The organism is Luteimonas yindakuii (assembly GCF_004803715.2).
Taxonomy (GTDB): Bacteria; Pseudomonadota; Gammaproteobacteria; order Xanthomonadales; family Xanthomonadaceae; genus Luteimonas; species Luteimonas yindakuii.
This window is the reverse complement of the sequence record NZ_CP039383.2, coordinates 3012956-3033093: the sequence shown is the minus strand read 5'-3', so window position 1 is coordinate 3033093 and position 20138 is coordinate 3012956. Positions and strand designations below refer to the sequence as shown.

The 20138-nt window shown below is 70.3% G+C and carries 18 protein-coding genes and 1 pseudogene; 9 read left to right on the top strand and 10 right to left on the bottom strand.

Going from position 1 to position 20138, the window contains the following annotated elements; all coding sequences use genetic code 11:
• Positions 1 to 6: 6 nt before the first annotated feature.
• The 4 genes from E5843_RS14040 to E5843_RS14025 all read right to left on the bottom strand — a co-directional run bounded on the left by E5843_RS14040 (position 7) and on the right by E5843_RS14025 (position 2967).
• Positions 7 to 1503 (bottom strand): alpha/beta hydrolase, encoded by a 1497-nt coding sequence (locus E5843_RS14040; protein WP_141066110.1) that lies wholly within the window; start codon positions 1501 to 1503, stop codon positions 7 to 9.
• On the bottom strand, positions 1500 to 1700 hold the full coding sequence (locus E5843_RS14035; protein ID WP_136411440.1) for a helix-turn-helix transcriptional regulator: 201 nt from the start codon (positions 1698 to 1700) through the stop codon (positions 1500 to 1502). The genes E5843_RS14040 and E5843_RS14035 overlap by 4 nt, the downstream gene beginning before the upstream one ends.
• On the bottom strand, positions 1697 to 2089 hold the full coding sequence (locus tag E5843_RS14030) for a hypothetical protein (protein WP_136411439.1): 393 nt from the start codon (positions 2087 to 2089) through the stop codon (positions 1697 to 1699). The genes E5843_RS14035 and E5843_RS14030 overlap by 4 nt, the downstream gene beginning before the upstream one ends.
• Before the next feature lie 104 nt (positions 2090 to 2193).
• The gene (locus E5843_RS14025) at positions 2194 to 2967 is read right to left on the bottom strand and encodes a ferredoxin--NADP reductase (protein ID WP_136412975.1); all 774 of its coding nucleotides are present in this window, start codon (positions 2965 to 2967) and stop codon (positions 2194 to 2196) included.
• Between the two features lie 157 nt (positions 2968 to 3124).
• On the opposite strand from E5843_RS14025, the gene E5843_RS14020 reads away from it, so the two are divergent.
• The 3 genes from E5843_RS14020 (at position 3125) to E5843_RS14010 (ending at position 6593) form a co-directional block, all read left to right on the top strand.
• Positions 3125 to 4105 carry an ABC transporter ATP-binding protein gene (locus E5843_RS14020; RefSeq protein ID WP_134674519.1) on the top strand — a complete coding sequence of 327 codons (981 nt, stop codon included), beginning with the start codon at positions 3125 to 3127 and terminating at the stop codon, positions 4103 to 4105.
• A complete protein-coding gene (locus tag E5843_RS14015; protein ID WP_136411437.1) occupies positions 4102 to 4908 on the top strand; it encodes an ABC transporter permease in 807 nt (268 codons plus the stop codon). The genes E5843_RS14020 and E5843_RS14015 overlap by 4 nt, the downstream gene beginning before the upstream one ends.
• 128 nt (positions 4909 to 5036) lie before the next feature.
• Entirely contained in the window at positions 5037 to 6593 is a 1557-nt protein-coding gene (locus E5843_RS14010) for an OmpA family protein (protein ID WP_141066108.1), read from the top strand.
• A 64-nt stretch (positions 6594 to 6657) separates the two neighbouring features.
• Here E5843_RS14010 and E5843_RS14005 read toward each other — a convergent pair whose 3' ends face one another.
• Entirely contained in the window at positions 6658 to 7470 is an 813-nt protein-coding gene (locus E5843_RS14005) for a TatD family hydrolase (RefSeq protein WP_141066107.1), read from the bottom strand.
• Positions 7471 to 7546: 76 nt separating this feature from the next.
• Between E5843_RS14005 and hrpB the strand changes: the two are divergent.
• A pseudogene (hrpB, locus tag E5843_RS14000) lies at positions 7547 to 10057 on the top strand (ATP-dependent helicase HrpB).
• A gap of 319 nt (positions 10058 to 10376) precedes the next feature.
• A complete protein-coding gene (locus E5843_RS13995) occupies positions 10377 to 10757 on the top strand; it encodes a hypothetical protein (RefSeq protein ID WP_141066106.1) in 381 nt (126 codons plus the stop codon).
• Positions 10758 to 10952: 195 nt separating this feature from the next.
• On the opposite strand, the gene E5843_RS13990 is transcribed toward E5843_RS13995, so the two are convergent.
• The 3 genes from E5843_RS13990 to E5843_RS13980 all read right to left on the bottom strand — a co-directional run bounded on the left by E5843_RS13990 (position 10953) and on the right by E5843_RS13980 (position 13636).
• A complete protein-coding gene (locus E5843_RS13990; RefSeq protein WP_134674514.1) occupies positions 10953 to 12056 on the bottom strand; it encodes a hybrid sensor histidine kinase/response regulator in 1104 nt (367 codons plus the stop codon).
• Positions 12057 to 12147: 91 nt separating this feature from the next.
• Positions 12148 to 12726 (bottom strand): pseudouridine synthase, encoded by a 579-nt coding sequence (locus E5843_RS13985; protein ID WP_136411433.1) that lies wholly within the window; start codon positions 12724 to 12726, stop codon positions 12148 to 12150.
• Between the two features lie 64 nt (positions 12727 to 12790).
• A complete protein-coding gene (locus tag E5843_RS13980) occupies positions 12791 to 13636 on the bottom strand; it encodes a class I SAM-dependent methyltransferase (RefSeq protein ID WP_244240797.1) in 846 nt (281 codons plus the stop codon).
• 137 nt (positions 13637 to 13773) lie between these two features.
• Between E5843_RS13980 and E5843_RS13975 the strand changes: the two genes are divergently transcribed.
• From E5843_RS13975 to E5843_RS13965, 3 genes are all read left to right on the top strand, one after another.
• Positions 13774 to 14739, top strand: coding sequence for an aldo/keto reductase (locus tag E5843_RS13975; protein ID WP_141066105.1), 966 nt, complete (start codon positions 13774 to 13776; stop codon positions 14737 to 14739).
• A gap of 5 nt (positions 14740 to 14744) precedes the next feature.
• The gene (locus E5843_RS13970) at positions 14745 to 15773 is read left to right on the top strand and encodes an NADP-dependent oxidoreductase (protein WP_136411432.1); all 1029 of its coding nucleotides are present in this window, start codon (positions 14745 to 14747) and stop codon (positions 15771 to 15773) included.
• Positions 15774 to 15908: 135 nt separating this feature from the next.
• On the top strand, positions 15909 to 16262 hold the full coding sequence (locus tag E5843_RS13965) for a hypothetical protein (protein ID WP_136411431.1): 354 nt from the start codon (positions 15909 to 15911) through the stop codon (positions 16260 to 16262).
• Positions 16263 to 16276: 14 nt separating this feature from the next.
• On the opposite strand, the gene E5843_RS13960 is transcribed toward E5843_RS13965, so the two are convergent.
• Positions 16277 to 17218 carry a LysR substrate-binding domain-containing protein gene (locus E5843_RS13960; protein WP_141066104.1) on the bottom strand — a complete coding sequence of 314 codons (942 nt, stop codon included), beginning with the start codon at positions 17216 to 17218 and terminating at the stop codon, positions 16277 to 16279.
• Positions 17219 to 17316: 98 nt separating this feature from the next.
• On the opposite strand from E5843_RS13960, the gene E5843_RS13955 reads away from it, so the two are divergent.
• Positions 17317 to 17514, top strand: a complete 198-nt coding sequence (locus tag E5843_RS13955) for a hypothetical protein (RefSeq protein ID WP_136411430.1) — start codon at positions 17317 to 17319, stop codon at positions 17512 to 17514.
• A 55-nt stretch (positions 17515 to 17569) separates the two neighbouring features.
• Here the strand turns inward: E5843_RS13955 and E5843_RS13950 are convergent, their stop codons facing one another.
• Positions 17570 to 19798, bottom strand: coding sequence for an NADP-dependent isocitrate dehydrogenase (locus E5843_RS13950; RefSeq protein ID WP_136411429.1), 2229 nt, complete (start codon positions 19796 to 19798; stop codon positions 17570 to 17572).
• Between the last annotated feature and the right edge of the window lie 340 nt (positions 19799 to 20138).

The window sequence follows — 20138 nt, the reverse complement described above, 5'->3', positions numbered from 1 at the left end:
CGGTTCTCAGGGATCCCAGCCGTTGAAGCTGGTGAAGGGCGGTACTTCGCGCAGGGTGTCGAGGCAGGCGGTGTCGAGTGCCGCGGCGTCGGCGGTTTCGATGAAGCGCGCCACCAGCTTCGGCATGCAGCCCAGCGCCAGGGTGCCGTGGCCCTGCCCGCGCAGCACCACGTGGCGGCCATTGGCGAGGCCGGCGGCGACGCGCTCGCCATATGCCGGCGGCGTCACCGGGTCGAGTTCGCCCGACAGCAACAGCACCGGCAGGTCCGCACGCAGCGGTTCGAACTGCGCCGGCTCCGCACGGCCGTGCGGCCATACCGGGCAGGCAGCGAAGAACATCCGCGCGACCTCGCCGCCGAGGATGGTGCCGTCGGCGTCCGAGGCCTCGCGGTTCCAGCGCGGCGCGTCCTCGGCGCACAGCACCGACCACTGCATGCCGCGATTCATCCCGCCGGCGACCTGCTGTCCGGCCATCCGGGTCAGCGCCAGCAGCGCGCCGTAACGGCCCTGCGCGGCCTCGTCGAGCATGAGCGGCAGCAGCGACGCCGTCTCGGGTGCGTAGGAGAACAGGAACGCAAGCGTGGTCACGGTGTCGGCGGTCGCCGTGTCGCGCGCGACCGCACCGCTGGTGGCGTCGCGGTACTCGACCTCCACCGGCTGTGCGCGCAGCTGGGCGATGACCTCGCGCAGGCGCGTCGGTGCGTCCACCGGGAAACGCTTCGTGCACGTTGCGTCGCCGGCGCACTGCGCGGCCTGCAGCGCCAGCGCATCCTCGAAGGTCCGCGCGAACTCGGCACCGACGACCAGGTCATTGGGTGCCACTCCGTCCAGCACCACCGTACGTACACGGTCGGGGTGGCGCATCGCGTACTGCTGCGCCACCCGGGTGCCGTAGGAGCCGCCCACGAGGTTGATGGTGTCGACGCCCAGCGCGGTGCGCACCGCCTCGAGATCGGCGACCGCATCACTGGTGGTGTAGAAGCGCGGGTCCGCACGGCCGGCGAGGCCCTGCAGGCACGCCGTGGCATAGCGGGCGATGGCGTCGGCATCCTCCGCGCCGGCCGCCTCGAGCGGCATCGGCTTGCCGTCGGCGTCGACGCAGTCGAGCGGGTTGGAGCCGCCGGTGCCGCGCTGGTCGACCAGCACCACGTCGCGCGAGCGGCGGACCTCGCGCAGCGCGGCGTCGATATGGCCGGCGAGCGTGGTGGCGGCCTGGCCGGGGCCGCCGGCGAGGAAGAACACCGGCTCCAGGCCGGCATCGTTGCGGGCCGGCAGCACCGCGATATTGAGCTCGATGCGGCGGCCGTCGGGGGCGTCGCGGTCTTCGGGGACGGCCAGGCTGCCGCACATCGCCTCGACGCGCATGGCGCCTTCGCCGGTGGCGCAGGGCGCAAGCGCCAGGCTGCCATGGCGGCCTGCTTCGGCGGGTGCATCCGTGTTGTCGCCACAACCGGCCAGCAGCAGGCCGGCGGCCACGGCGGACCACAGGAATCGGGATCTCATGCTTCGTCCTCGTACTGGAAAATGGTCTCGATGCGCTTCTCGAACAGCCGCGCGATGCGGAACGCCAACGGCAGGCTGGGGTCGTACTTGCCGGTCTCGATCGCATTGACCGTCTGTCGCGACACGCCCAGACGTTCGCCCAGCTCCAACTGTGACCAGCCCCGGGCCTCGCGCAGTTCGCGGATGCGGCTCTTCACCGGTAGCGTCGCGCGGCCACGCAGGCGAACAGGCCATGCAGCACGCAGAAGGCGGGCAGCACCAGCATCAGCACGAGGTCGACGGGCGGGGCGATGACGTCGGCGGCGGCCAGCAGGCCGAGCGCGAAGCTGCCCAGCGTCAACGCCAGCGCGGCCAGCGCGAAGGCCTCCAGCTGGAGCTTGCGCTGGAACTCGTCCATCGCGTGCAGGAAGTGCAGCAGCGCCCGCGCGGCGTAGACCACCGGCACGAACGGCAGCAGTGCCAGCAACGCGCGCAAGGGGATGGCCTCGATCGAACGCAGGAACCAGGTCGACGCCATCAGGATGACCGCATACGCGGCCATGGCGGGGAGGAACTCTCGGGCGTAGCGGCGCGAGGCAGGCGTCATGGCGATGGCTGTCAAGTGAGCTTGACAGCATCCTGCGCGCCGTCCCGGCCCATGTCAAGCGTGCTTTACACCGCGCGGCGCGGCCGGGGATCGGCCGCCGACAGCTACTTGGAGCTGACGTACTTCTCGCGCCGTATCTGCGCCACCGCCAGGCCGCGGGTCTTCAGCGCCTCGAAGCAGGCATCGACCATGTTGGGATTGCCGCACAGGTAGGCGGTGTCGCCGATCGGATCCGGCGCGAACTCGTCGATGAACTGCTGCACGTAACCGTGGCGCACATCGGCGTGGTCGTGCGGCGAGCCGGGCGCCGGCAGTTCGCGCGAGAAGCAGGGCACGAAGCGAAACCCCGGATGCGCATTGGCGAACGCGCGGAACTCGTCGCCGTACAGCAGCTCGTCGGGGTTGCGGGCGCCGAACAGCAGCACGACCTCGATGCCGCGCAGCGCCATCTGCTGCCCGAGCAGCGGCAGCATCGAACGGTACGGGGTGACGCCGGTGCCGGTGGCGATCAGCAGGTAGCGGCGGTTGCTGTCGTTGGGCATCAGGCAGAAGCGGCCGAACGGCCCGCTGGCATCGACGGTATCGCCTGGCGCCAGGCCTTCGAACAGCGCCGTGGCCGCGCCGCCCGGCACATAGCTCACCGCGATCTCCACCAGCGCACCCGGCGTGGCGCCGGCATCGGCGATGGTCGCCAGCGAGTAGCTGCGCTTGGTCGCGGTGCCGTCGGCGTAGCTGAAATGGACCTGGATGAACTGGCCCGGCGCGAACACCACCGGCTGGCCGTCGCTGCGCTCGAAGGTGAGGTGGGCGATGCTGGGCGCCAGCATGCGGCGTCCGCGAAGGGTGAGGGGAAAGTGCTGGATGGCCAAGACGAACATCACCAGGCGCGGCGCGGCCGCGGGAACAGCCCGGTAGATGCGGGCGGGCCGCGCCCGGCGCATCGCCGGATTCCGCAACGCTACGTCGCGCAGGGGACACCGGGCAGCCGCCTATACTAGCGGGATTCGCCGCCTGCCTCGCGGCGTGGACGTTCCCATGCAAGCTTCCGCCGGGGCGAACGCGGCCCCGCCCGCCCTTGCCATCCGCGACCTGCGCAAGACCTACGACAACGGCGTCGAGGCCCTCAAGGGCGTGTCGATCGATGTCGCCCCGGGTGATTTCCATGCCCTGCTCGGCCCCAACGGCGCCGGCAAGTCGACCCTGATCGGCATCGTCTCGTCGCTGGTCAACAAGACCTCCGGCGAGGTGCGCGTGTTCGGTGTCGACCTGCACGCCGAGCGCGACCGGGCGATGCGCCTGCTCGGCCTGGTGCCGCAGGAAATCAACTTCAACATGTTCGAGAAGCCGCTCGACATCCTGGTGAACTACGCCGGGTTCTACGGCATCCCGCGCGCCGAGGCGGTGGTGCGCGCGGAACAGGAACTGCGCGCCGCGCAGCTGTGGGACAAGGCGGACAAGATGAGCCGCACGCTGTCGGGCGGCATGAAGCGGCGGCTGATGATCGCCCGCGCGATGATGACCCGGCCGAAGCTCCTGATCCTCGACGAGCCCACCGCCGGCGTCGACATCGAGATCCGCCGCGGCATGTGGCAGACCCTGCGGCAGATCAACGCCGCCGGCACCACCATCATCCTCACCACCCACTACCTCGAGGAAGCGGAGAACCTCTGCCGCAACCTCGCCATCATCGACCACGGCCGCATCGTCGAGTCCGGGCCGATGCGTTCGCTGCTGGCGAAGCTCGACGTCGAGGGCTTCCTGTTCGATGTCGAGGATGCGTTGCCGGCCACGTTGCCGGAGATCGCCGGCACGCAGGTGCGGGCGGTGGATGCGCATACGCTCGACGTCGACATGCCGCGGGCGATGGACCTCAACCGCGTGTTCGCCGCGCTGGATGCCGCCGGCATCCGCGTGCGCTCGATGCGCAACAAATCCAACCGGCTGGAGGAACTGTTCGTGCGCCTCACCGGCGAGCCGCCGCACGGCGCGCAGGCCGCCGCCGGGGAAGCGGCATGAACACCACATCCGCATCCACGACCACGCCCACCGTGCTGCGCAGCAACCTGGTCGCGCTGGGCACCATCGCGCGCCGCGAGGTGATGCGCATCCTGCGCATCTGGAGCCAGACGCTGGTGCCGCCGGCGATCACCATGACGCTGTACTTCCTGATCTTCGGTGGCCTCATCGGCAGCCGCATCGGGACCATGGACGGCATCGGCTACATGGACTTCATCGTCCCCGGCCTGGTGATGATGAGCGTGATCCAGAACAGCTACGGCAACATCTCCTCGAGTTTCTTCGGCGCCAAGTTCGGCCGCCATATCGAGGAGCTGCTGGTCAGCCCGATGCCGCCGTGGGTGATCCTGGGCGGCTACGTGGCCGGCGCGGTGCTGCGCGGGCTGATGGTGGGCGTGATCGTGCTCGCGATCGCGATGCTGTTCACCACCGTGCGCATCCCGCACCCGTGGGTGACGCTGTCGACGGTGCTGCTGGGCGCGACGATCTTCTCGCTGGCCGGGTTCCTCAACGCGGTGTTCGCGAAGAAGTTCGACGACGTCGCCATCGTGCCGATCTTCATCCTGACCCCGCTGACCTATCTCGGCGGCGTGTTCTATTCGGTCAAGCTGCTGCCGGACTGGGCGGAAGCCGCGACCCACGCCAACCCGATCTTCTACATGGTCAACGCGTTCCGCTATGGCCTGCTGGGGCAATCCGACGTGCCGCTGTGGATCGCCTATGTGCTGATGCTGGGCTTCGTGGTGGTGCTGGGCGCACTCGGGCTCTGGCTGCTCAGGCGCGGAGTCGGCCTGCGCAGCTGACCGGTGATCGGGCGTCCCGGGCGGTTGCCCGCGATTGCTCCGTCCTGTGCATCGGTGGCCCGATGCGGGCCGGCAAACGCAATCGGATGATCGTGTAGCCTTCGCCTTCCATCTCAGGGAGGAAGGGAATGCACAAGGGGATTCTCACGGCCGCCTGCGCGGCCGTGCTGCTGCTGGCCGCCTGTAGCGGCGAAGCCGATACCGCTCCCGGTGCCGACACCGGAACCGCGGCCGATACGGCGAGCGCGCCCGGTGCGATCACCGGCGAGGACGCGGCAGCGTCATCCGATGAAACCACCGCAACCCCTGCGACGTCCGACGCGAGGGGACTCGTGGACAAGGAAGGAAACCCGATAGCGCTGGTCGCGTTCGACAGCAACAGCGTACCGCTGTCCACGGCCACGCTGGGCGAACTGCCGTTCTTTTCGATGCCCGACAGCTACGGACCGGTGAATCCTCCGCGACAGCGCGCGTTCGCACGCTTCCCGTTTCGCCTGGGCGATGGCCTGCACTGGGTGGAGGGCGCGAGCTGGAACAGCCTGATCGGCGTCGCGCGCGAGGCGCGCCGCGACAAGGAATTTTCCCCGCGCGAACTGCGCCGCAATCTCGAGGCGGTATTCGAGCAGGCCGGTGCGAAGAAGGTCTTCGAGGGTCCGCTGGTCCGCGACCTGTATTACGGCCCGCAACTGGAAGACGAGATCGCCGGCAGCTTCCACGAAGGCGTGAACCTCGATGCCGACACGCCGACGACGGTGCACGTCATCCGCCAGGCGGACCGCACGATCTGGCTGCAGCTGTCCACGCATTCGCATGGTGCCGCGCTGGTGGTGGTGGAGGAGCGCCCGTTCACGGCTACCGCACGCTGGAGTGACGAGTTCCCGTATCTGACCCTGCCTGCGGCGTACGACGACAACGGCAGCGGCAAACAGCGCGATTTCGACATGTACCCGTTCTGGACCGGTGACACCTTCGAGGAAGTGGAGGGCAGGACCTTCACCACCGCCGTGCGCGGGGAGGAGCGCAGCTATTCGATGTACGAGGTGCGCCGGAACATCGAGGCGATGATGGCCGAGGCCGGCGGCACCCGGGTGTTCGAGGGCCGCATTCCGGAAGAGGCATCGGAGCGTTACGACGGCGATCTGAAGGGCTACTACAGCCGTGGCACCGGCTTCAGCTGGGACGACTACGATTCGCTGGTCTACCGGGTGAACCGACCCGACGGGCGCGAGGTATGGGTGCACGCGCGCCTGGAGTATCTCAACGCCGGCTGGGTGGTCGCCGAGCGGGAAGGTTTCGTGCAGACCGCGGCCCTGCTGCCGGCGTCGCAGCTGAAGCAGCAGCTCGACGCCGAGGGGCGCGTGGCGATCGAGGTCAATTTCGCCGTCGACCGGGCCGACATCCTCCCGGATTCGCAGCCGCAAATTGCGCAGGTGCTGACGCTGTTGCAGGGCGATCCTTCGCTGCGCCTGTCGATCGATGGCCACACCGATGCCACCGGCGAGGCCGCGCACAACCAGCGCCTGTCCGAAGCGCGCGCGCAGGCCGTGGTCGCGGCACTGACAGGCGAGGGCATCGATGCCCCGCGACTCCAGGCCCGGGGCCATGGGCAGTCGAAGCCGGTGGCTGACAACGACACCGACGAAGGGCGCGCCAAAAACCGGCGGGTCGAGCTCGTGAGGCTCTGAGCGCACTCCCGGCGGCGCGCCGACGGGGTGCCGTATGGCAGTGCGGGCGCGGACGCCGTCCGCGTCAGTCGATACCGGGCAGGCCGAAGAACGCGCGCGTGGTGGCCGTGGCATTCGCCGCGGTCGCCGCAACGGTTTCGCCGCGGTCGCGCGCCAGTTCCTCGACGATATGCGGCAGGAACATCGGCTCGTTGCGGCGGTCTTTCGGCATCGGCGACAGCGTGCGCGGCAGCAGGTAGGGCGCGTCGGTTTCCACCATCAGCCGGTTGGCCGGGATGTTCTTCACGATCTCGCGCAGGTGCGCACCACGGCGCTCGTCGCACAGCCAGCCGGTGATGCCGATGTACCAGTCCTGGTCGAGGTAGTCGAACAGTTCCTCGCGGGTGCCGGTGAAGCAGTGCACCACCGCCGGGCCAAGGCGGCCATCGAATTCGCGCATCACCGCCATGAAGTCCGCGTGCGCGTCGCGCTGGTGCAGGAACAGCGGCTTGCCGACGCCGTCGACGGCGAGGTCGACCGCGATCTGCAGCTGGCGTTCGAATGCCCGGCGCTGCGCCGGCCGCGGCGAGAAGTCGCGGAAGTAGTCGAGCCCGGTCTCGCCGACCGCCACCACTTCCGGATGCGCGTGCAGCGCGCGCATCTCGGCGTCGCACTCCTCGGTGTACTCGGCCGCGTGGTGCGGGTGCACGCCGGCGGTGGCATACAGCATGCCCGGGTAGGCCTGCGCCAGCTGCAATGCCTGCGGTGAATGCTCGCGGCTGGCACCGGTGATGATCATCCGGGTGACGCCGGCGGCCTGCGCGCGCTCGATCACCGCCGTGCGGTCACGGTCGAAGCTGTCGTGGGTGAGGTTGGCGCCGATGTCGATCAGTTGCACGGAAAGCACGTCCGCAAGCGAAAGACGCCATTGTAGGCAAGCGGCCGCGCCGGGCAGCCGCTTCTACAATGGTGCGGTGGGCACGCCGCGATTTCCGATCAAACCCCTGTTGCCCGAGATCCTCGGCAGCCTGCTCGTGCACACGCGCCTGGTGCTGGAAGCGCCGCCGGGTGCGGGCAAGACCACGCAGGTGCCCCTGGCGCTGCTCGACGCGCCCTGGCTTGCCGGACGTCGCATCCTGATGCTGGAGCCGCGTCGGGTGGCCGCGCGCAGCGCCGCGCACTTCATGGCGCGGCAGCTGGGCGAGGAGGTCGGCGGCACCATCGGGTACCGGATCCGCTTCGACAACCGGGTCTCGGCACGCACCCGCGTCGAGGTCCTCACCGAAGGCATCCTCACCCGCATGCTGCAGGACGACCCGGCTGCTCGACGGTGTCGGCGCGCTGCTGTTCGACGAGTTCCACGAGCGTCATCTCTCCGCCGACCTCGGCCTGGCGCTGGCACTCGATGTGCAGTCGCAGCTGCGCGAGGACCTGCGCATCGTGGTGATGTCGGCGACGCTCGATGGCGAACGCCTCGCGCGCTTCCTCGACGCGCCACGGCTGTCGAGCGCGGGCCGCAGCCATGCGGTGGAGATCGCGCATGTGCCGGCGCGGCGCGAGGAGTCGCTGGAAGTGCAGGCCCGGCGTGCAGTCGAACAGGCGCTGGGGCGCGCCATCCCGGTGACGTGCTGGTGTTCCTGCCCGGCCAGCGCGAGATCGGCCGCGTCAGCGCCGGGCTGGCTGCTGCCACGTTGCCGGCGGACACCGAGGTGCTGGCGCTGCACGGCGAACTGCCGGTCGAGCAGCAGGCGCGCGTGCTGCAGCCGGCGATGGATGGTGCCCGCCGCGTGGTGCTGGCGACCAATGTCGCCGAGTCGTCGGTGACCCTGCCGGGCGTGCGCGTGGTCGTCGACAGCGGCCTGGCGCGCGAACCGCGCTTCGATCCCAACAGCGGATTCTCGCGGCTCGACGTGGTGGCGATCGCGCAGGCGTCCGCCGACCAGCGTGCCGGTCGCGCCGGCCGCGTGGCGTCCGGCTGGGCCTACCGCCTGTGGCCGGAGTCGCAACGGCTGGAGCCGCAGCGTCGGCCCGAGATCGCCATGGTCGAGCTGGCCGGGCTTGCGCTGGAGCTCGCGGCCTGGGGCAGCGACCAGTTGCGCTTTCCCGATCCGCTACCGCCCGGTGCGCTGGCGGCAGCGCGCGAACTGCTGCAGCGCCTGGGTGCGCTGAGCGCGAACGCAGCCGTGACGTCGGCCGGCCGGCGGATGCTCGCGCTGGGCACGCATCCGCGGCTGGCGGCGATGCTGATCGCCGCACGCACGCCACGCGAGCAGGCACTTGCCGCCGACCTCGCGGCACTGCTGGAAGCCCGCGACCCGCTGCGCAGCCGCAGCGATGCGCTGGCCGAACGCTGGCGCGCGCTGGCCGCATTCCGCAGCGGGCGGATGCCGGCCGATGCCAGCCGGTCGGCGCTGGCCGCCATTGACGCCGCCAGCCGGCAATGGCGTCGGCGCCTGCGCTGCGAGGCCGCGCCGCCGGACCGGATCGAAGCCCATGAACTTGGCGACCTGCTGGCGCACGCGTTTCCGGATCGCATCGCCGCCCGGCACCCCGGCGATGCCCGCCGCTACCAGCTGGCCAATGGGCGCACCGCGATGCTGTTCGACGACAGCGCGCTGCGCGGCGAACCGTGGCTGGTGGTCAGCGAACTGCGCCATGAGCCGCGCGGCGATGCCTGGCTGCTGCGCGCGGCGCCGGTCGACGAGGCACGCCTGCGCATCGATTTCGCCGAGCGCTTCGTCGAGCACGAAGGCGCGGTGTGGGATGCGGACCGGCGCGCGCTGGTGGCCCGGCGCGAGTCGCGCTTCGACCGCATCGTGCTCGACAGCCGCGCGGCCGGGCGTGTCGACCCGGCGCAGGCCGCGCAGGCCCTGACCGACGCCGTGCGCGCGCTGGGCCTGCAGGTGCTGCCGTGGACCCCGGCGCTGCGGCAGTGGCAGGCGCGGGTGGTCTCGCTGCGCGCGTGGCTGCCCTCGCTGGAACTGCCGGAACTGGCCGACGCGGCACTGCTGGCCGATCTCGATGCCTGGCTCAGGCCCGCGTTCGCCGGCAAGACCCGGCTCGATGCACTGTCGGAGGCGGAGCTGGCCGACGCGCTGCGTTCGCGGCTGGACTGGAACCAGCGCCAGCAGCTCGACCGCCTGGCGCCTTCCCGTATCGACGTGCCCTCCGGCATGCAGCGGGCGATCATCTACGCGCTGGACCACGACGGCGCGCCGCAACCGCCGGTGCTGGCGGTCAAGCTGCAGGAACTGTTCGGGCTGGCCGATACGCCGCGCGTGGCCGATGGCCGCGTGCCGCTGCTGCTGCACCTGCTCTCGCCCGGTGGCAAGCCGCTGCAGGTGACCGCCGACCTGCGCAGCTTCTGGGACCGCACCTACCCGGAGGTGCGCAGGGAGATGAAGGGGCGGTACCCCAGGCATCCGTGGCCGGATGACCCCTGGAATGCCACCGCAACCCATCGGGCAAAGCCGCGCGGGACGTGATGGCTGCGTACTCGGTGGCGACAGTGATGCGACGTCGACTGCGCAATCGGACCAGGTGCGGCGCATGCGACGGCGAGCCGCGCAAAGCCGCTTGCGCCATGAGCGACGATGGGATCGCGGTTGCGCTGCGTCCACCCGACCCGCGCGGCAGGTGCCGTGCGCGGAAGAAACGGACGCGACCACAACGGGTCGTCGCGGGCTGAACAGTACCTAGCCCGCACTCATGCGCACGCGCGGCCACTCACGCATCTGCGACGGGTGGTAGCCGATATTGCGGCCGTCTGTTCCCCCCGATTTCCCACGGATGCGAGGAAAAACCATGAGCAAGTTCGACGTACTGCAGCATCGGGCGATGGCACTGGCGGGCCAGGTCGGTGACGGCCTGCGCCACGCGATGCCCGGCCACGCGGGCAAGTGGCTGCATACCGGCGCCACCCTCGGTGCCGCCCGCATGGCAGCGCACACCGCCAGCCGTTCGGTCCGCCGCCATCCCGCCATCTCCGGCTCCGTCGTGCTCGCCGTCGTCGCCGGTGCCGGGCTGTTGTGGTGGGCCAGCAAGCGCCGCAAGCAGCAGGAAATGCGCGGTGGCCGCGCCATCGAGGGCTCGTCCACCCGCGTCGAGGGCCGGCAGGACCGCAAGGGCGGCGGACGTCAGCAGCGTTCGCGCAACGGCGGCTCGTCGTCGGGCTCCGACACCTGAGTCATCCGACGGACCGCCAGGCGGTCCAGCAGGAAAACGGAACGCCGGCTTCGGGCCGGCGTTTCCGTGTCTGCGCGATGGTGCCGCGCGTGGCAGTCACAGGTGTCGGTTGGACGTCCGGGGGGGGGGTGCGGTCCCGGAACGACTCTCGTCCCAACCACCGCACCGGCAACCTGCCGACGTGCCAGGTCCGGGTCAGCGCTTGCGTTCGGCGAGTTCCAGCACGAAGCGGCTGCCGCCGCCTTCGCGGTCCTCGTACCAGAGCTGGCCACCGGCATTGGCGATGATCTGCTTGGCCAGCGACAGGCCCAGCCCGGTGGAATTGTTGTCGACCTCCGGGTTGCCGCCTTCGTGCATGCGCACGAACGGTTTGAACAGTTCGCGCTGGCGCGACGCCGGGATGCCCGGCCCGCGATCCTCGATCAGCAGCTGCCAGTAGCCCGGCGCACCCGGGCGGCAGGTGATGTCCAAGTCGCTCTCCGGCGCGTATTTCATTGCGTTGGTGACCAGGTTCTCCGCCACCTGGCGCAGCACGAGCGGGTCGATCGCCACCCGTGCGTCGTCCTGCATGGCCAGGCTGGTGATCCGCATGCAGCGCGACCGCGCCTCGAACTGCAGGCCGTAGCGGTTCTGCAGCCAGTCGATGGTCTCGTTGAGCGACGCGCTGGCGTTGCGCTCGGTGTCCTCGCGCCGGCTGCGCTGGGTTTCCAGGTAGCGCTTGATGTAGCCCAGCGCATCGCTGGCGCTTTCGTAGATGGTCTCGAGGTAGCGCGGCACGCGCTCCGGTCCCACGCCGTTGTTGCGCAGGATGTCGCTGGCGAACAGCACCGAGCTCAGCGGGTTCTTGAGATCGTGGGCAACCAGGTTCACCAGCTCCTGGCGCTCGCGCGCGACGCGTTCCAGGCGGTCGCGGGTGAGCTTCAGGCCCACGTGTGCGCTCACCCGGGCCAGCAGTTCCTCGGGCAGGAACGGCTTGGTCACGTAGTCCACCGCGCCGGCGTCGAAGGCGCGCAGCAGCTGCTCGCGGTCGCGCGCGGCGGTCAGGCACACCACCGGCAGGCGCATCAGCGGCTCACGCAGCTTGATCTCGGCCAGCACCGCGAAGCCGTCCATGCCCGGCATCAGCACGTCGAGGAGGATCAGGTCGGGCAGGGTCTCGCTGGCGATCGACAGGGCCTGTTCGCCGTTGCCGGCGCTGAACACCTCGTAGCCGTTTCGCGACAGCAATGCCCCCACAACCCGCAGGTTGGCAGGCTGGTCATCGACCACGAGGATGCGCCCGGCTACGACCTTCTTCACGTCCAGACAAGCCTGAATAGGAACGCGGGAAGGTAGCAGAACTCGCGGTGGGGGACTACGTGAAGCGGGGCGCGCGCGCCGGGTCGCGACGTTACTGGCTGAAGCGTTCAGCACCAGCCCGCGCGGCGGTTGCCTGCAACGGGCGCCACTCGCCCGGCGCGAGCCCGCCCAGACCCCAGGGGCCGATCGAAATCCGCAACAGCCGCAGGGTGGGCAGGCCGACCGCGGCGGTCATCCGGCGCACCTGGCGGTTGCGGCCCTCGCGCAGCACCACTTCGATCCAGTTGTCGGGGACCGACTTGCGGAAGCGCACCGGTGGATCGCGCGGCCACAGGTGCGGCGGCGCAGGCAGGCGGCGGACCTGCGGTGGCCGCGTCGGGCCGTCGTTGAGCACCGGCCCGGCCCGCAGCGCCTCCAGGCGGGCATCGTCGGCCTCGCCCTCCACCTGCACCCAGTACACCTTGGGCAGCTTGTGGCGCGGGTCGCTGATGCGGTGGATCAGTGCGCCGTCGTCGCTGAGCAGCAGCAGGCCCTCGCTGTCATGGTCCAGGCGCCCGGCCGGATACACGCCCGGCGGCAGCCCGAACCCGGCAAGCGTCGGCCGCTGCGGCGTGCTGCGGTCGGTGAACTGGCACAGCACCCCATGGGGTTTGTTGAACGCGACGAGCATGCGGGCGGCGCACGGGGCGGCGGCATGGACGGGCGTGGCAGCGGCCCGTCCACGCGCGACCGCTTCAGTCCCTGACGAAGCGCAGCGTCATCCGGTCGCTCTCGCCGATGGCGCGGTACTTCGCCGCATCGGCGGCGTCGTGGCGGTTGGTCGGCGGCAACGTCCACACGCCGTTCGGGTGGTCCCTGGTGTCGGCGGGGTTGGCGTTGATCTCGCTGCGCGCATCAAGGCGGAAGCCGGCGGCCTCGGCCAGCGCGATCACCGTCTGTTCGGCGGCGTAACCGGATCGGTCGTCGGCCGGCAGTTCGCGGTCCGCGCGGTGCTCGACCACGCCGAGGACGCCACCGGGCTTGAGCACCTTGTGGAAGCCTTCGAACATCGCCTGTGCATTGCCGGCCGAGAGCCAGTTGTGCACGTTGCGGAAGGTCAGCACCGCATCCGCCGAGCCGTCCGTGCCGAAGCGCGGTGCCGCCGGGTCGTAGCCGTGGATGGTCGCGCGGTCGAACACACTCGCCGGCTGGCGCTCGGCAAGCGCCCGGCGCCCGCGCTCCGCGGCCTCGCGACGGTTCTCGGCGACCGTCGCCGGATCCACGATCGCGCCCACGTAGGTGCCGCGCTCGCGCAGGTAGGGTGCCAGCAGTTCCATGTACCAGCCGCCGCCGGGCGCGATCTCCACGACGGTCATCTCCGGGCGGATGCCGAAGAAGGACAGCGTTTCCTTCGGGTGGCGCGCGCCATCGCGGGCGACGAACTCCGGGGTGCGCCAGCTGCCGGCGATCACCCGGTCGAGTGCCGCGGCGGTGTCGGCGCGTGCCGGCGTATCCGCAGCGGGGTCGGCGGTGACGGCGGTTGCGCCGCCACAGGCAACGAGCAACGCGGACAGCAACGGGGCGAACAGCATCGGCTTCATCGGCGTTTCCGGTTCCGGGACAGAGCGCAGAGCGTACCCGCGCTGGCGTCCGTCCACACGCTGCGGCCGCACGCCTTCGCGAGCCGGCAACCGGTTCCGCGCTAGGGTCGGTGCTTTCGATCGCCAGGAGCCCGCGCATGACCGCACCCCGTGACCTGCGCCCGCTGGGCCGTTCCGGCCTGCAGATCCGCCCGTTCGCGTTCGGTGGCAACGTGTTCGGCTGGAGCGTCGACGAAGCCACCACCTTCGCCCTGCTCGATGCATTCACCGCCGCCGGCTTCGCCTTCATCGACACCGCCGACGCCTACCCGGCCTGGGTGCCGGGCAACCGCGGCGGTGAATCGGAAACGCTGATCGGGCGCTGGCTGGCGCGCCGCGGCCGCCGCGACGACGTGTTCATCGCCACCAAGGTCGCGAAGTGGAGCGAACGACCCGGCCTGTCGCCGGACAACATCGCCCGCGCCGCCGACGAATCACTGCGCCGGCTGCAGGTCGAGACCATCGATGTCTATTTCGCCCACGAGGACGATCCGGGGGTGCCGATCGAGGACGTGCTGGGTGCGTTCTCGCGGCTGATCGAACAGGGCAAGGTGCGCACCATCGGCGCGTCGAACTTCAGCGCCGTGCGCCTGGCCGAGGCGCTGGAGATCGCCGAGCGCCATGGCCTGCCGCGCTACGAGGTGCTGCAGCCCGAGTACAACCTCTACGACCGCATGGGTTACGAGGCCGAACTCGAACCGATGGCGGTCGAGCACGGCCTCGGCGTGGTCAGCTACTACTCGCTGGCCAGCGGCTTCCTGAGCGGCAAGTACCGGAGTCGGGAGGATGCGGCGCGCAGCGCCGCGCGTGGCAGCACCGTTGTCGACCGGTACCTCAACCCGCGTGGCCAACGCATCCTCGCCGCGCTCGACGACATCGCCGCCGCGCACCGCGCAACCCCGGCGCAGGTCGCGCTGGCGTGGCTGGTGGCGCGGCCGTCGATCACCGCGCCGATCGCCAGCGCCACCACCACGGCACAGCTCGACGAACTGCTGCAGGCCGCGGCACTGGCCCTGTCCGCTGACGAAACCGCCGCGCTCGACGCGGCCAGCAGCAGCGAGTGACGGCCATGAGCCAGGCCGTCCGCAACCGTCGCATCGTCCTCGCAGCACGCCCGCGTGGCGAACCCGTCGACAGCGATTTCCGCCTCGACGACGAGGTGCTGCCGTTGCCGCGCAAGGGCCAGGTGCTGCTGCGCAACCACTGGCTGTCGCTGGACCCGTACATGCGCGGGCGCATGAATGCCGGCCGCTCCTACGTACGGCCGCTGGAGATCGGCGACACCCTCGGCGGGGCCACCGTGGCGCAGGTGGTCGAATCGATGCATCCGGAGTGGGCCCCCGGCGACTGGGTGCTCGCCTACGGCGGCTGGCAGGACTATGTGGTCGCCGAGGGCGACACGCTCACGCGCCGGCTCGATCCCACCACGCTGCCGCTGACCACCGCGCTCGGCGTCTATGGCATGCCCGGCTTCACCGCCTACGCCGGCCTGCACGAGATCGGCCGCCCGAAACCCGGCGAGACACTGGTGGTCGCGGCGGCGAGCGGCCCGGTTGGCGCGACCGTGGGGCAGATCGCGAAGTTGCGCGGCGCGCGCGTGGTAGGCATCGCCGGCGGCGAACGCAAGGTCGCGCACCTGCGCGACGAACTCGGCTTCGACGTCGCCCTCGACCATCGCGCGCCCGACTTCGCCGCGCAGCTCGCCGCCGCGGTCCCGGACGGTATCGACGTCTATTTCGAGAACGTCGGCGGGAAGGTGTTCGAGGCGGTGCTGCCGCTGTTCAACGACTTCGCCCGCGTGCCGGTGTGCGGGCTGGTCTCGCACTACAACGACACCGCGCCGCCGCCCGGTCCCGACCGGCTGCCGCAGGCGATGGGGCTGATCCTCAGCCGGCATCTCACCGTGCGCGGCTTCATCCAGAGCGACTTCATCGGCCTGTACCCGGAATTCCTGCGCGAGATGGGCGCGTGGCTGCGCGAGGACCGCATCCTCTACCGCGAGGACGTGGTCGACGGGCTGGAGCATGCGCCGCAGGGCCTGATCGGCCTGTTGCGCGGCGACAACTTCGGCAAGCGGCTGGTGAGGATCGTGCCGTGAGCAGCGCGTCTGCGCGGTCGCACCGGTGGCCACGACACAGGACCGCGTGCACGCGCACCGGGTTGCCCGGCCACGGAAGCTGACGTAGCGTTTCCGGCCAGTGCGGCCCCCTGTTCCGCGCCCCCGCCCAGTCCGATGAGCGTCACCGCCGATCTCGACGTGTGCACCCGCGTCGCCGTGGAATTCGCGACCAAGCTGATCCACGGCAAGTACGCCGGGGCGCATCTGCTGCTGTCGTCGGATGCACGCGACGACTGGCCGCCGTCAGCACTGCGCGAGGCCTACCAGGACCTCGTCGACTGGGCCGGGCCGGCGCCCGACCGCATCGAGGTCGCACGGACCCTGCGCGACTGGAAATACCGCGAGGACGGCGATCTCGGTGCCGTGTACCTGCTGCTGCATGGCGGCGAGACCGAGGGCATGACGGTCACCGTGAGCAGCGAACAGGATCGCCCGGTGGTGCGCGAGATCGACTGGGGGCGGACCTAGCTCCCGGCCTGCGCTCAGCCGCGGACGTCGCGGCCGCGCGTGCCGTCCGCCGGTGTGGTGGTGGGTTCCGGCGTGGTCTGCCGGGTGTGTCCGGCGGCCTGCGCGTGCACCCATTCGCGAAAGGCGAGGAAGCCGGGATGGTCCGCGGTGCGCGTCGGATAGACCAGGTAATGCCGCCACGGGGTCTGCAGCCGGTGCGGTGACAGCGCCACCAGCTGGCCCGCGTCCAGCAGCAGCTTGGCGCGGGTGACCCGCCCCAGCGCCACCCCCACGCCATCGAGCGCGGCGCGGTGGTGGGACTCGGAATCGTCGAACACCGCCACGTAGCGTGCCGGCGGTGCCTCGCCGGCGAGCTCGAACCAGCGTTCCCATTCGCCGTCCGGATCACCCAGCAACGGCCAGTCGGCCAGCCGCGTGCGCCCCTCGTCGCGCATGCGGGCGATCAGCGCGGGGCTGGCCATCGGCACCAGCCATTCCTCCAGCAGTGGTTCGGCGACCACGCCGGGCCAGCGTCCGTGGCCGACGCGCATCGCCGCATCCACGTGCGGCTCGGCGTGGAAATCGACCAGCTGCTCGCTCGACAGCAGGCTGAATTCCACTTGCGGATGCAGGCGCAGGAAATCGCCGAGGCGCGGCACCAGCCATGCCGAGGCCATCGTCGGCGTCACGCTCAGGGTCAGCACATGGCCGCGCCGCGCCGGCCACGGCTGCAGCGCCTGCGCGATCGCCTCCAGGTGCGGCGCCACCTGCTCCAGCAGGCGCCGCCCGGCCGGCGTCGGCACCACCCCGCGCGCGTGCCGCTGCAGCAGGGGTTCGCCCAGGCGCTTCTCCAGCGCGCGGACCTGGTGGCTGAGGGCGCTGACGGTGAGGTGCATCGATTCCGCGGCGCGGGTGATGTTTCCGCTGCGCGCGGCGGCGACGAAACCCTGCAGCGCATGCAACGGGGGTCGGGACATCGGCTTGAATCCTGTTCAAGGCTGTGCGGAAAAACCGTCGCTTTCTGCCGCCGCAGCCTGCGCCTATCTTCGATTGCACTCAAGACAGGAGCCGACCGATGAGCATCTTCCGCGACCTGCTGTTCCTGCATGGCCACATCACCGACGTCGAACTCGCCCGCTCGCTGGCCGGTGCCGACGTGGTTTCCGACGAACCCGGCGCATCGGCGGTTCCGGCGCCAGCGTCGGCATCCGCAACCACTGGCCGCGAGGACGACCACGCGATACCGCCGTGCGCCACGGGTGCCTGCGCCTGAAACGCAGGAACCCCGCCGGAGCGGGGTTCCCGTTGCAGCGCCGGTGTCGGGCCGGTCAGTGCGCCAGCTGTGCCAGCGCCGCGTTGAAGGTGGCGCTGGGGCGCATCGCCTGCGCGACCCGGTCGAGCGCCGGGTGGTAATAGCCACCAATGTCGACCGCATTGCCCTGCGCGCCGTTGAGCTCGCCGATGATCGTCGCCTCGGCGCCGGCGAGCGCCTGTGCCAGCGGCGCGAACGTGGCCTTGAGTTCCGCATCCTCGTCCTGCGCCGCCAGCGCCTGCGCCCAGTACAGGGCGAGGTAGTAGTGGCTGCCGCGGTTGTCGAGCTGGCCGAGCTTGCGCGCCGGCGAACGGTCGTTGTCGAGGATCCGGCCGTTGGCGGCATCCAGCGCCCGTGCCAGCACCTTGGCGCGTGCGTTGCCCTGGGTCTCGCCGAGGTGCTCGAGCGAGGCGGCCAGGGCGAGGAACTCGCCCAGCGAATCCCAGCGCAGATAGTTCTCCTCGACGAACTGCTGCACGTGCTTGGGCGCCGAGCCGCCGGCACCGGTCTCGAACAGGCCGCCGCCGGCCATCAGCGGCACCACCGACAGCATCTTCGCGCTGGTGCCCAGTTCCATGATCGGGAACAGGTCGGTGAGGTAATCGCGCAGCACGTTGCCGGTGACCGAGATGGTGTCCTCGCCGCGGCGGATGCGCGCCAGCGACTCGCGCATCGCCTCCACCGGCGCGAGGATGCGGATGTCGAGGCCTGCGGTGTCGTGATCCTGCAGGTAACGCTCGACCTTGGCGATCAGCTGCGCATCGTGCGCGCGCTGCGGATCCAGCCAGAAGATCGCCGGCGTGCCGGAGAGGCGCGCGCGGGTCACCGCCAGCTTCACCCAGTCCTGGATCGGCGCGTCTTTCGTCTGGCACATGCGCCAGATGTCGCCGGCTTCGACCGCATGCTCGAACACCGCGTTGCCGGCCTGGTCGGTGACGCGCACGGTGCCGTCGGCGGGAATCTGGAAGGTCTTGTCGTGGCTGCCGTACTCCTCGGCCTTCTGCGCCATCAGGCCGACGTTGGGCACGCTGCCCATGGTGGCCGGGTCGAATGCGCCGTTGGCCCTGCAGTCCTCGATCACCGCCTGGTAGATGCCCGCGTAGCTGCGGTCCGGGATCAGCGCCTTGGTGTCCTGCAGCTGTCCCTGTGCGTTCCACATGCGGCCGGAGTCGCGGATCATCGCCGGCATCGACGCATCGACGATGACGTCGCTGGGCACGTGCAGGTTGGTGATGCCCTTGTCGGAGTTGACCATCGCCAGGCCCGGGCGCTGCGCGTACAACGCATCGATGTCGGCGCGGATCGCCGCCTGCTGCGCTTCGGGCAGCGAGGCGATGCTGGAGTACAGGTCGCCGATGCCGTTGTTGGCATCGAAGCCGGCCTGCGCCAGCACGTCGGCGTGCTTCGCCAGCGCGTCGCCGTAGAACGCGTGCACCGCCACGCCGAACATGATCGGATCGGAGACCTTCATCATCGTGGCCTTGAGGTGCAGCGAGAACAGCACGCCCTGCGCCTTCGCATCGTCGATCTCGCGGGCGATGAACGCCGACAGCGCCTTGCGGCCCATCACCGCGGCATCGACCACTTCACCGGCCTGCACCTTGACCGCGTCCTTCAGCACCGTGGTGCTGCCGTCGGTGGCGACCAGCTCGATCTTCAGCGCGCCGGCGGCGTCGATCGTCGCCGAACGCTCGCTGCCGTAGAAATCGCCGGACTCCATGTGCGCCACGTGCGACTTCGACTCGTTGCTCCACTTGCCCATCCGGTGCGGATGCTTGCGCGCATACGCCTTCACCGACGCCGGTGCGCGACGGTCGGAATTGCCCTCGCGCAGCACCGGGTTCACCGCGCTGCCCTTGACCCGGTCGTAGCGCGCCTTGGTGTCGCGCTCGGCGTCATCCGCCGGCTCGTCGGGGTAGGCGGGCAGGTCGAAGCCCTGCGCCTGCAGTTCGCGGATCGCGGCCTTGAGCTGCGGCACCGAGGCGCTGATGTTGGGCAGCTTGATGATGTTGGCTTCCGGCGTCTTCGCCAGCTCGCCGAGTTCGGCGAGGTCATCCGCCACGCCGGCATCGCCAAGGCGCTCCGGGAACTGCGCGAGGATGCGCGCGGCCAACGAGATGTCGCGCGTCTCGACGTCGATGCCGGCGGTGGCGGTGAACGCCTGCACGATCGGCAGCAACGACTGCGTGGCCAGGAACGGAGCTTCGTCGGTCAGCGTGTAGAGGATCTTGGGCGTGCTGGACATGGGCGGGTCATCTCGCTGTGTGTCGGGGAGCGCGGGCCGGAACATGGCGCATGGCGGTGGGCCATGGCAGGTGAGGCGTGTTCCGGATGTGCCGACAGCGGGAGGCGTCGGCGCATGGCCGGCCATTGTCGCCCGTTTGCCGGAGCGAGGGAAAACCGCGGCGGAAGTGCGGGCGCGTATCCGTGGACGGCCCTCGGCGGCAATTGACGCGACGGTGTCAGAATTTTCCTACACGGCATCGGGCAGGCTGCCGACAGATTCGGCAAAGTGCCGCGGTCATAGTGGTCGACACGCCCCGGCGGCACGGCTCATGCAGAAGCATGGAACGCAGCTCCGCAAG